Source organism: Coxiella-like endosymbiont, assembly GCF_030643785.1.
GTDB lineage: Bacteria > Pseudomonadota > Gammaproteobacteria > Coxiellales > Coxiellaceae > Coxiella.
Genome location: NZ_CP094378.1, coordinates 652,500 through 664,454, shown reverse-complemented (window position 1 = coordinate 664,454; position 11,955 = coordinate 652,500). Strand labels below are relative to the sequence as shown.

The following is an 11,955-nucleotide window of genomic DNA, read 5'->3' as shown; positions in this document are numbered from 1 at the left end:
CTTTCCTGCGGCGGGTGATATCAAATTTCCCTAAGTTTCCCCTACTAATAAGTTTTCCCTACTAATAGGCAGGTAAAATTTTGCGCTAATAGAATCAATATTAATTATGGAGCTTTTCTCTTGTCGTTAATGACCAATCGAGGTTTCATTTTTAACAATGAACAAATATATGCCGCAGAGGGGAGTGTTAAGTTAGTCTCACCTCTTTAAATTTTAGAGATTGTGTTGGACTGATATTTAAACGGCGCACTAATTCATTAAACCCGATTTCTTTATAGGCCATATTCTTTATAGGCCATGTATTTGGTGATAGCCTTGGAGACAGCTTCTTATAATAGGAATTCCAAGAATTCTCTGCCTCCAGTCTGGCTATTCTTTCAATCTCTGCTATCTCACTTTTATCTAAGGATTTTTATAAGTATGTTCTGAAACTCTTCACTTTCATTATTTATTCCTCCACTTCCGTAAATTCAGCAAGACACTGGCGAGCTGCCGTCTTTATGTGTTTTTTTGTGATTTCTTATCCCCCGCGTGGATAAGAATCACTATTTTATTTGACAAGAATGTATAGTAAATCCTACATAGATAGACAATTTTTTCCCTAATTTTATAAATGGATAGGGAGCAATCAAAACCTGTTGCCGCATAATTGCAATAAAGCTAATTGTAATAAAGCTATTTCACCAGGAACTGATCTAAACTGCTCCTGAGTGAGCGAACTTAACCATTTGTATTGTTAAGTACATGACTTACTGAATTTACATTCTAGAATGCAATAACGGAACCTATTACACGGGGACCGATCTAAAACAGTAGTAACGAGGAGTACTTAGCCGGTTTCGCTAAAAGAAGCTTTAAACCATTGCATATCTTACAGTGCTGGGAGATTCTTAGTGAGAAAACAATAGCATTTCAAAGTGAGAAAACAATAGCATTTCAAGCTGAAAAATATATTAAAAAATAAACAAATATGTTCTACACTAATCGTCTTCCTTAAGACGATTAGGTTCTACCTTGCGCTTATCAACCCACCCAACGACTAAGTTATAGAGAGTAGCTCCAAAGCTGCCAAAATGGACTCTACCAAAGTTTCGAGTGGAAGTACTTGTAAGTCTAAGCAGGTATGAAGATTTAGGGACCTCATCTTTTGTGCTGTGACCTTCCTACTCCCCCATATCTTTTCAACAGGAAGTAGTTTAAACGAATCTTCGACTTCTGCTAGAGAAATTACTTTTAAACTATTCGGCTTTTGCTACCAGCCACTGAACACTTTGGCCAAAAATTTATTGGAAACAACCTCAGCAGATGCGGTGATAAAATGCTGCTGCCAAATCCGTTTCCGAACATCACGAGCCATTAAAGTCGGGCTCCCTCCATGAACCAGACAATTAGAGACATCTAAATAAGCTTCGTCTAAAAATAAAGGCTCTACTAAGTCTGTATATTCTTTGAATAAAGATCGAATTTGCACCCCCACCTGACAGTATTTTTCTATGTTCACAGACAAAAAATTAACTGAGGGCAAAGTTTCTTTGCTTTATAAGAAGGCATTGCTGATCGAATACCGTATTGCCTGGCAATGTAATTTGCCTTGCAAACCGCTCTCTTCGTGAATGCGGCAGGGACTGCCCTACTACAATAGGCTTATGACGTAAAGCGGGATTGTCCTGAATCTCGATGAACACATAAAAGCAATCCATATCTACGTGAATGATTTTAAAAATCTTTCTAAATCTTTGTAAGAGTTGTGTGCTCATCATCAGTATAAGTGCCAACACGCTTTGCTTTTAAAAAATCTCGTCGATTAAGCTAGTGTTGCATATTTTGATTTTACCTAAGTTATCCAATACAATTTTATCATAACTCGAGGGTTTATAATGAGCGATTTCCTAATTTACTGATGTGTAAGTCCCAGCATTTTGGAGTTGAGTACGTGATCAACCACTGGATGGTGGATCACGTTCACGGAGTAGATAAGAATCTATCCAGTCAGTAATGGTAAGCTTTTTACGATCATTTAAACCGGTACGCCAAAATTGAGCTGATAAACCAACAGTCTATATCTGCCTGATTTTTTTACTGCTAATGCAGGTCTTACTCACAATAACCTGTTTATTCTAAGCCATTTTCGTCATAAAGAACGTCAAGGAGAAGAAAGCCATTTTAAACAGTGGTTTCAAAGCAAAGATTACACCATTTGTGTACTACCTAAATCTATTTATTTTAAAGGGGAGGGCGACGGATTGTTTCAAGCTGATTGTCCTTATTTTTGGATGGGCTATAATATCCGTTCGGATTTATAAGGCTTACGAATATTTGGAAACTTATCTTTCCCATGACAGTTATTCCGCTAAAATTAATTGATGAAAAATTCTATCATTTAGATACTTGTTTTTACCCTTTACTCGATGACACTGTTATGTACTACCCCGAGGCTTTCAATTCGGATTCTTTACAAATCATCGAAAAGAACGTGGCTGAAAATAAAAGTAAGATGATGCTTACCATGCAGATTACAAGGCAGTTGTTATCAAAACAGATAAAATTCCTAATAAAAAATCAGTTATTTTTATGAATGCAGTCCAGCTCTGACTTAAAATCAAAATTAAATCAATGGGGCTATGAAATAATTATTCAATACGTTTCAGAATTTAAAAAATCTGGTGGCACAAATAAATGTTTAGTATTTAATATTTAAGGGTAATAGAATGAAATTCAATTTCAAGCGAATTATTCAATTTGAACTTAACGAGGTTTCAAAAATAGCCGTAGATACCCTCATTACTAAAGGAAAACTCCCTCACTTTAAGCAAATTAATGAACAATGGAATTACTTAGAAACCACCAGCGAATACACTTATGAGCTTCTGGAACCTTGGATTCAATGGATCACGGCACATACAGGAAAAACATTTTCCGAACATCAAATATTCCATTTAAGTGATGCCGTTCATTTAAAACATCCTCAAATTTGGGAAACCTTAAGTGCTCAGGGAATTGAATCTGGTATTGTCGGTAGCATGAACGCATTGCGTGGCAAAACGAAAGGAGGCTTCTTTTTCCTGATCCCTGGTCCAGGAAGGGAGCTACCCACCCCCAAAACATCCAACCCTTATGGGATTTAATTAGTAAAAAAGTGCAATCTCATGCCACCGCATCAATAACCTTCTTAGATTTATGGAAGGGTTTAAAAATTTGCCGTGCCTTTAAATTTCCTTTTTCTCTTTACCAACGCATTGCTTACCAATTAATTTCTCAAAAATTAGACCCTTTTATGCGATGGAAACTGCCAGGAATTTTTGATTTGTTTTTAACACAAATATTCAAATGGCTTCTAAGTGTTTCAAATTATGGTTTTTACACCTTATTCCTTAACGCTTGTGCCCATTATCAACATCATTACTGGCGCAACTTTCAACCTGAGCTGTTCAACGAAAAAATAAAATCGCCGGATTACCACCCCTATCATGACCCTCTTACTTATGGATTAGAATTGTATGACAACATCATTGCATTCGCTTTAAAATTAGCTAAAGATCCCGAAACTCTGGTGCTAATTGTTACAGGACTTTCTCAAGTTCCTTTTACAGAAAAAGAAAATGAAGGTGGTATGAATTATTACCGTCTTTACGATCATAAAGCATTATTGAAAAAATTAGGGCTAAATAATTATCGTGTGGTCCCCTTGATGAGTCGGGATTGGCAAATCGAAGCAAAGATGCAATCGGAACTCGATCAAGCAAAAATTCGATTGTCCCAATTATCCGTTAATAACCACCCACTATTTCGCATTACCCAAAATACACCTTGCTCATTATTTATAGAAACCGCTTTTACTAAAGGTATTCAAGAAGAAACTGAAGTTAGGGATTTAAAAAAATCGATTGGGTCATTCACTAATTACTTTCACAATATTGCAGTAAAATCAGGTCATCATCAAGGTATTGGTTCCATTTGGTCCTCCGCTACCCTGCCGTTTGATAAAACCCAAATTCCTTTAACAACACTTTACCATTTTACTTTAGAAACACTGGGAGTTACATCAAGGGATAATGTAAATATTGTGCAACGCCGGACAGAAACATTTGTACCGCAATAGTAGTTAATATCATTCCCATTAATCGTTCAATTGCCGTTAGGCCACGTTTTCCCAAAATTTTCATTAAAAAAGGTGCAAATAACATAATTACTGTAAAAATTGCAGAGGCAATAAGTACGCCTAAAAACACTAACCAAAGATGATGGGGATCTCGAGTAACAAACAATAACACCATTGCCATTGCTGATGGTCCAGCTGTCAAGGGCACAGCTAAAGGAACGATTAAGGGTTCTTCAAAGTCTTCTTTAACTGCTTTTTGTTCCGGTGGAAAAATCATTCGAAGAGCAATAATAAAGAGAATAACTCCTCCAGCTATACTTAAGGCGGGAGTAGTAATATGTAATCCATGCAAGATATAATGCCCAAAGAAAACAAATAATGCCAAAATGAGGAAGGCAATTAGGGATTCTCGCAGAATAATTCGTGTTTGAGTTCGCGTGTCGTAATTTCGCAAGATAGCTAAAAATACAGGAATATTTCCCAGTGGGTCCATCACTAGGATTAGTGTGATTGCAATCGTATAAAGCGTCATTTAAATTCTCTCCAACCCGAGCTCCTGATTCAGTAGTATATCATTTCCGCACAAGGGAAATTCAGACACAGATAATTGCTCAATTTCAAAAGACGGCCGGCAATTGTTGCGTAAGCAACATTCTCTCCTTAACGCAATCCCCTGACAAGGCAAATCCCAGCAATTTACCCTCTCGGTTGTAGAATAAAGCTTTCTGATGGTTCCCCTCCACCCAATATTGCCATTCGCCTTCTATCGTTGCGGGAGGTGGATAAGCGGTAATAGCACAAGCAGGTGTTTTGATTATGATGGGCATAGGCGGGTATTGCACAGGGTGCTTATCGCCGAGCAGATGACGAGCAAGAGCTCGGGCGCACTGTAAGAGTGGCGCCACATATTGACGCACCTCACCAGCCACTTCGGCACAATCACCGAGGGCATAAATATTCTCGATACTCGTTTTTAGATAACGATCTACTACTATCCCCCAATTGCACTTAAGGTTAAGCGTTTCCGCTAGACTGCATTGGGGCCTGATCCCGATTGCCGAAAGAACTCCATCGGCATGGATGGTATTCTCATCCCCCAATGCAATTTGATAACCATTTTCATCAGAACTAACGACTGTAGCTGCTTTATTTAAATGCCAATTTACACCCTTGTCCGCAAGAGACTTCTGCAAAGCGACTCCCACGCCTTCAGGCACCAGTTTGGCTAAAGGATAAGGATCTGGCGATATTACCTCAACGCGATAACCCACGTTAATTAAATCGTTAGCGAATTCGCAACCTACTAAACCTGCTCCCAGAATGACAAGAGATTTTTTGTCTTCTATCCATGCACGAAATCTTTCATAGGCAGCCAGATCATTTATGGCAGTTACAGCGGAAAGGCCATCACCCTGTAAGGTCGGCGTTACCGTCTTGGAACCACAAGCCATAATGAGTTTTTGGTAAGCGATCTTTTCTCGGCGAATTTGAATCATTTGCGAGGAAGGATCAATAGTTTCCACCAGCATATGAGTGTGAATTCGGGCTTGCAATTGCGAGCTCATTTCATTTGCAGAGTACACTGCTAATTGAGCAACCAATTTTTTATTAGTTAAGGCTGTTGATAATAACGGTTTGGAGTAAAAAGCACCGTCGTTGGCGGTAATAATTTCCAAGGGTGTTGTCGTGTCCAATTTACGAAACTCTTTCGCAAAGAGGTAACCTGCTAATCCACTACCGATAATAACCACTGGTTGCTTTTTCATTTTTAATATTAAAATTTTAAACAGCCTCAATCATGTCGGATACATTTTCTACAGGTGTAGCCGGATCAAACTCCATCATGTCCTAAATTAAATACATGACCAGAACCCTTTCCATAAGCCTTTAAAATCTCGGTCACAGGGATGACAACCATCTTTGGATTAGACAATAAAAATTGCGGAATCTAAATTACCTTGCAAAGCTACTCGATCTCCTATGCGCACATGCGATTGTACGATATCAATTGTCCAATCCAATCGCATCGCATCCCCATCCCCCGCTTGTTACAATTTTTTCTAACCATTTTCTGCCATTTTTGGTGAAAAAGATCAGAGGGATCCTTCGTTCTTCCTTTTCCCGTATCACTTCGACAGCAATTTGCAATAAATAATTTAAAGCGCCGACGCCCGCTCGAATCTGGGCATTTAAATAATTTATCGTCAACGAAGTTAATTTTCGCAATAACCTATGTAGGAACTTAGGATTTTGATAAACCATAGCTCTTGCACTTAAAAATGCTTTACTACTCTGAACTTCAATCATATAGCAAGCCAATGTCCAAGGACTTCCACAGCAAATCCAATCAATCAAAGAAACTTGTCAAGCCAAGGCTTTAACGACAAGGTTAATCGTCTCAAAAGCGTTCTAGCGGTTGCAAGGCTGCTTCACAAGTCAACTTCCGGGGATCTTACAGAAAGCCATAAAATTACGCGCTTTTCTCACGCAATCGTCGATATTCTGGCAAATACAGTCCTGCTTGGTGCATCAACTACACTGGAGTTCGGTCCACAGGCTGTCATAGCAACACCCGGATAAAACGATCATTTTTAATGATTGACATAGAGTGGTATTGTACACTAATTTACCGTCCCATGCAGCTTCTAAAAAACTTTACAGCTGGATTTACGGATGGAAAATTCGCCTATAATCATTCGGATCGCCTATAATCATTCGTAAACTGGTACAAGGAGGGGCCCCCGCCCGACCCCCAAACCCCAAGCGCCGTTAGAAAGAAAGGGTACGCCAATTGGCAACAATGATCTTTGGGTTGTGCCGCTTACGCATTATCTTTAGAAGTCATGATTATTACCAACAATGAGAAAGAATTTGGTTGCATTCCCTGGTTTAGCCTATTGAAAATTAGTGTTCTTCTTAGCGATTGCATTTAATTTCCACCACTACTTTTCCGTATTTATTTTTTCTTGCTGGGAAGTGGAAGTGAGAGGAGCGGCCGATTCTAAAACCGTCTTTAAAAACTTTCCTGTATGAGAAAATTTGCATTTTGCAACAGTTTCAGGGGTACCAGCAACGACGACTTGCCCTCCCCCATCACCGCCTTCCGGACCCATGTCGATTATCCAATCGGCTACTTTAATGACATCGAGATTATGCTCGATGATGACAATAGTGTTACCATCATCGCGCAGTCGGTAAAGCACTCGCAATAAATGTAAAATATCGTGGAAATGAAGTCCGGTTGTGGGTTCGTCTAATAAATATAACGTGCGACCGGTTGTCCGTTTTGATAATTCACGTGACAATTTAGTTCGTTGCGCCTCCCCCTGATAAAGTCGTTGCACTTTGCCCCAATGTGATATAAGAAACACCGACATCCATCAACGTTTGCAATTTGCGTGCGAGCACTGGGATTGCATCAAAAAATTCACGTGCCTCTTCAACCGTCATTCGTAGCACATCATAAATATTTTTCCTTTTATAATGTATCTCCAGCGTTTCGCGGTTGTATCGTTTTCCTTTGCAAACATCACAAACAACATACATGTCGGCTAAAAAATGCATTTCTACTTTAATAACACCATCACCTTCACAGGATTCGCAACGACCACCTTTTACATTGAAACTGAATCGGCCTGGCGAATAGCCTCGTGTGCGTGCTTCTTGTGTGCCTGAAAATAATTCGCGAATCGGTGTAAAAACACCCGTATAAGTTGCTGGATTTGATCGTGGCGTTCGACCAATAGGGCTTTGATCGATCTCTACAACCTTATCTAAATATTCTAACCCCTTGATGGATTTATAGGGGCCCACACGTCGTTGTGTGGTGCCATTTAATCGTGAAATAACAATAGAATAAAGCGTATCGCTAATAAGGCTCGATTTTCCTGAGCCTGACACCCCTGTTATACAAGTCATAAGACCAATGGGAATATTTACATCCACATTTTTTAAATTATTGCAGGTGGCACCTTTTAGCGAAATAGATTGTCCTATGTTTGATCTGCGTTTTTTCGGAACCGGAATTGTGCTTTTTCCTGATAAATAACGTCCTGTTAATGAGCGGGGATATTCCATAATTTCAGCAGGGGTACCTTGTGCAACAATCTCTCCCCCGTGAATCCCAGCGCCTGGCCCAATGTCAACAACATAATCCGCTGTACGAATGGCTTCTTCATCATGCTCCACAACAATAACCGAATTTCCCAAGTCACGCAGATGTTTTAATGTATCTAGTAATCGTTGATTATCTCGTTGGTGTAATCCAATCGATGGTTCATCTAAAATGTACATTACGCCTACTAACCCAGAACCAATTTGACTTGCCAATCGGATACGTTGCGCTTCCCCGCCTGATAGAGTTTCTGCGCTCCGAGCTAAATTTAAATAATTCAGGCCAACGTTTACTAAAAATCCAAGTCGGACATTAACTTCTTTTAATATTTTTTCTGCAATCGTTCCACGGCGCCCTTCTAACTTTAGTGATTGAAAAAATTTGAGGGCATCACCAACGGACATCGCTGTAATTTCAGGAAGATTTTTATTTTCTACAAAAACATGTTGTGCTTCTGTTCGCAAACGAGTTCCTTCACAGGCTTCACATTCATTCACCGTCAAATACTTTGCTAATTCTTCTCGTACAGCCTGAGATTCTGTTTCGCGATAGCGCCGTTCCATGATAGGTATTACACCTTCAAAAGGATATTTCCGTTTAATTTTTTTACCATCATGCGAAGGAAGGTAAAAAGTAATGATTTCATTCCCACTTCCATACAGTAATTTATTTTTGATCGATTTTGGCAATCGATAATAAGAAGTTTCCATATCGAAGCCATAGTGATCGGCTAAGGAAGTCAACAATTGATGATAATATAAATTGCGACGATCCCATCCACGAATGGCACCATCGACAAGATTAGCTTTTTCGTTGTGAATTACCTTTTCGGGATCAAAATGTTGCTTAACACCTAATCCACCACACGTCGGACACGCGCCCACAGGATTATTAAAAGAAAACAATCTTGGTTCTAATTCTTCTAAACTGTAACCACAATCAGGACAGGCATAACGAGAGGAAAAAATACGCTCTTCAATTTGTCGATTATTAAAGGGAGCTACTACAGCTAACCCGTCCGATAAACGTATCGCGGTTTCGAAGGATTCTACTAAGCGCTGCTGAACATCCGGGCGAACTTTAACGCGATCGATTACTGCTTCAATGGTATGCTTTTTACGCAAACTTAATTTGGGTGCTTCATCTAATTCCACTAATTCACCATCAATTCGCACACGAATAAACCCTTGGGTTTTTAATTGGTCAATAAGCTGGACATGCTCCCCCTTACGCTCTCGAACAACAGGAGCCAATATCATGATAGGTGTCCCTTCTGGAATTGCTAAAACCGCATCCACCATCTGGCTTATGGTTTGTACTTGCAAGGGATGATGATGCTCTGGGCAACAAGGCTGACCAACCCGAGCGTACAACAATCGTAGATAATCATAAATTTCCGTAATCGTACCCACAGTAGAACGGGGATTATGCGACGCCAATTTTTGTTCGATGGCAATTGCCGGGGAGAGTCCTTCAATGACATCTACCTCCGGTTTCTCCATCATTGATAAAAATTGACGGGCATAAGCTGACAGTGATTCCACATAGCGTCGTTGCCCCTCTGCATAGAGGGTATCAAACACCAGGGAAGACTTTCCCGACCCCGACAGACCCGTAATGATAATTAATTGATTTCGGGGCAGGTCAAGATCAATATTTTTGAGATTATGCGTCCGAACACCACGCAACTGGATATGGTTCATAGGACCGATATTGTACAGTAGTGTCCCTTGATAAGTGAAGCTCATTCAGGAAACTGAACTATTTTCTATAGAAGAAATAGAGGTTCGTTAGAGTCCGTTATGAACACTGACCATTAACGCAATCTATCATTGCGATATGCGTTGAACCTTGCGCCTTTGGAATGGGGAAGATTGTATAAACACACATAAGGCTTGTGAGCGATAAGGGGGGGAAGAAATACAGAAGGTGTTATATTTACGTACCATGGCTTTATAAACTTGTCTCAGATGAGGTATATCACACTTTTTCATTTGAGGATTACAAAGAGTAGCTCCCCACGCCACCCTTTGATGCTCATTAAAGGGAAAAGATTAGGCAAACTATTCAATATGTTTGCCCCTTGAAAAGGGGTACTTTGAATCTTAGAAACTGGAGGACAATAGGGGGATCAACCTAGGGACTACAAAAAACCAGAAGAAACCGTACCTAATTAAAACCAAAACTAGAAGAAATCGAACGTTGATCATAAAACCCTCGCCGAGAAAATTGATCAATTTTAATATAATAGAGGATGCTTGCCTGTCACTACCACTAATCCAAGGATAAAGCATAGCAAACAAACAGAAACTCATTATTCTTCCTGGCTGGAGCGACAATGCTATGGTCTGGGAGCATCAGTGTCAGCACCTAAATATGGTAGACCCAGAAGTTATTGTTATCACAGACTAAGACACTGATCGAAAAAATGGCTGAAGCTGTTTAAAGCGAGCACCACCTAAATTTATTTTAGTGGGGTATTCCTAGGGGACCTGGGTCGCCCAAGTCTATTGCTGCTCGCTATCCGGAAAGAGTCAGTAAACTTATTTTAATTGCTACTTGGGACGGTGAAAAGGACCAGAAAGATATCGACTTTATGCAACAAACCTTAGTCCAGATAAAAAATAACCGACGCGAAGCACTATTGGACCAAATAAGACCTAACCTTGTTTACTCTGAGCGTAAAAAGGAAAAATCTCTAATGGCAAAAAATCAAATTGGCTTAATCACTCACAGTTTCCCACAGAAGGATTAATCAATCAAACACTAGCTAAAATCCACAGTCCCAATACTCATTGGATTTTACCGAACATTCAATGTTCCACATTAATTATTCATATGGATGTCAAGCATATGGATGTCAAGACCACCTATGTTTCATTGAACAACAGGAAATTCTAAAAAATAAAATCTCTTAGAGCTATTTTGATCATTGTCGAAGATTGCGGGCATTTGCCATCAATCGAAAGACCAAAATCGAAAAACTATTACTGCGCTGATTCGATTGTGGGTTCAGACAAAAAACTTAACGATTAAAAATTTTTTGTCTTGATTGAAATAAATAGCAATTAATAGCAATAAACCTGCATATAAACCACCGCTAAACTACGCATTATTGTGTTGATTCGATTGCCACATTAGAAACCATTCGGAACCAATAAGCGATAAATCCAAAAAAATAAAGCATAATACCAATCAGAGAGACCTACCTGAGTAAAATTATAATGCGATAAAATACATCAGTTTTAAGATGCCGAAATAATAAAATTGCTGCTGTCCACAATAAAATAGCTGTAATCATCTCTGTCGTAATGATTCTGTCATAATGATTGAAAGATACAGAATAATTTGCACTAGCGGATTCGTAATAACTCACCAGATTATTTCGAGGCTTCTAAGGGCTGAGAACATGCTTTGTCAACTCCCTCCCTAATTAGCGCTATAATCTGTAAAATTAGTGAACGCAAAAAAGGTAAATAATAGAGCACTTGCTAAAATTAAATACTTTTTAAAACTTTTTAAAAAATGCAGGTAGATCATACTAATCCCTTACGATTGAAGAAAAAAACATCTAACTCAGATACCTATAGAGCATTATAGCTGTATCAATCATTTTTCTTTAATAAAAACGTACATCAAGTTTTAATCCTTCTCTTGATAGCTACGTGATGTTTTTACTTTTAATGGCAGTGTTTGAGCGTCCTTAATCATCACTAATTTTGGATCGATATGATAAATCTAT

The 11,955-nt window shown here is 39.1% G+C and carries 4 protein-coding genes and 4 pseudogenes; 2 read left to right on the top strand and 6 right to left on the bottom strand.

The genetic code is table 11. From position 1 onward, the window contains the following. Positions 1-104 precede the first annotated feature (104 nt). A pseudogene (locus tag MRH55_RS08020) lies at positions 105-391 on the bottom strand (helix-turn-helix domain-containing protein). Between the two features lie 861 nt (positions 392-1,252). After that, positions 1,253-1,551 (bottom strand): annotated as a pseudogene (locus MRH55_RS03410) (Y-family DNA polymerase). 1,157 nt (positions 1,552-2,708) lie between these two features. Here MRH55_RS03410 and MRH55_RS03405 point away from each other — a divergent pair. Both MRH55_RS03405 and MRH55_RS03400 read left to right on the top strand, forming a co-directional pair. Beyond that, positions 2,709-3,125: a hypothetical protein gene (locus MRH55_RS03405; RefSeq protein WP_304986018.1), complete on the top strand. Its 417-nt coding sequence runs from the start codon at positions 2,709-2,711 to the stop codon at positions 3,123-3,125. 11 nt (positions 3,126-3,136) lie between these two features. Next, complete coding sequence (locus tag MRH55_RS03400; RefSeq protein ID WP_304986017.1) at positions 3,137-4,099, top strand: hypothetical protein; 963 nt, start codon at positions 3,137-3,139, stop codon at positions 4,097-4,099. On the opposite strand, the gene MRH55_RS03395 is transcribed toward MRH55_RS03400, so the two are convergent. From MRH55_RS03395 to uvrA, 4 genes and pseudogenes are all read right to left on the bottom strand, one after another. Continuing rightward, on the bottom strand, positions 4,038-4,631 hold the full coding sequence (locus MRH55_RS03395; protein ID WP_304986016.1) for a MarC family protein: 594 nt from the start codon (positions 4,629-4,631) through the stop codon (positions 4,038-4,040). The genes MRH55_RS03400 and MRH55_RS03395 overlap by 62 nt on opposite strands. Positions 4,632-4,716: 85 nt before the next feature. Next, on the bottom strand, positions 4,717-5,865 hold the full coding sequence (locus tag MRH55_RS03390; RefSeq protein ID WP_304986015.1) for an NAD(P)/FAD-dependent oxidoreductase: 1,149 nt from the start codon (positions 5,863-5,865) through the stop codon (positions 4,717-4,719). 16 nt (positions 5,866-5,881) lie between these two features. Beyond that, a pseudogene (locus tag MRH55_RS07670) lies at positions 5,882-6,653 on the bottom strand (uroporphyrinogen decarboxylase family protein). Between the two features lie 388 nt (positions 6,654-7,041). Continuing rightward, positions 7,042-9,916 (bottom strand): annotated as a pseudogene (gene uvrA, locus MRH55_RS03380) (excinuclease ABC subunit UvrA). Positions 9,917-11,955: the final 2,039 nt, after the last annotated feature.